A 911-nucleotide genomic window follows, 5' to 3' on the forward strand; every position below is an offset into this window, starting at 1 on the left:
TTTACTTTTGGCGAAGCAAATTATAACTCTTTACCATGCTGTTTAAAAAACACTCACGAAAGATCAACACGCCCTAGCAATACAAGAGGAAATCTATATGTCAGGAATCACAGACCTAGACGAATTACTGCGTTCGATGAGTCCAAAATTAATGGAATTAGAGTTCGTATTTTGTACAGTTTCTGGTGTGCTAGCAGACTATGTTGACCTAAATCCAGTTTCCACGTTTATTGAATCTGAGGGTTTAACTTTAGTCCTAGAAAAATCAGTGGCAGAAAATGCAGGTTTGTCGTTTGATGGAATATACAGCCAAATCACTTTGACGGTTCATTCTAGTTTGGAAGCTGTTGGTCTTACAGCAGCAGTGGCTAGCAAGTTAGCATCAAAGGGCATCAGTGCTAACGTCATTGCAGCTTATTATCACGATCATATCTTTGTTCAAAGTGGTAAGGCTGAAGCGGCAGTTTCTGCATTAGAAGAGTTCAGTGCATAGGGTTGCCATATTGCTAACAAACAATTTAAGAGGGGCTCAACGCTTGGTATTTTGGGTTCTACTTCCAATTTAGTGTTTATGGAACAATGCTTTAGGTAGAGTAGTAGCGTTGATTACCCATATGATCTCCCCCCAGTTTTGCAAGTCAGCAGTATGATCAAAGCGCAGGTTAACTACCATATATACGGCCTGTTTTAGTGGCTATTGCGTTGGCCAAGGTGAGGCAGTCGAACACGAAGTCCTAATCACCTTATCGACTTTAAAGCCAGTGTGAGCACAAGGTTTCAACGTGTAGGATTTATCCTGTTATTCATCTCACTACGTACTTTGCAAAGGGTTGGTGGCCCCCTCTGGCAGGATAGTTGTCACTGTTAAAATTTACCCAGCATGGGCGGTAATGAGTGAACCTTGTCTCGTA

1 protein-coding gene is annotated in these 911 nt (G+C 41.6%); it reads left to right on the top strand.

Annotated features, from left to right (window positions below; all coding sequences use genetic code 11):
- Positions 1–97 precede the first annotated feature (97 nt).
- Positions 98–493, top strand: a complete 396-nt coding sequence (locus Q1A70_RS20105; protein WP_299695814.1) for an ACT domain-containing protein — start codon at positions 98–100, stop codon at positions 491–493.
- Positions 494–911 lie beyond the last annotated feature (418 nt).

The sequence above is a fragment of the uncultured Vibrio sp. genome (assembly GCF_947488985.1).
GTDB lineage: Bacteria > Pseudomonadota > Gammaproteobacteria > Enterobacterales > Vibrionaceae > Vibrio.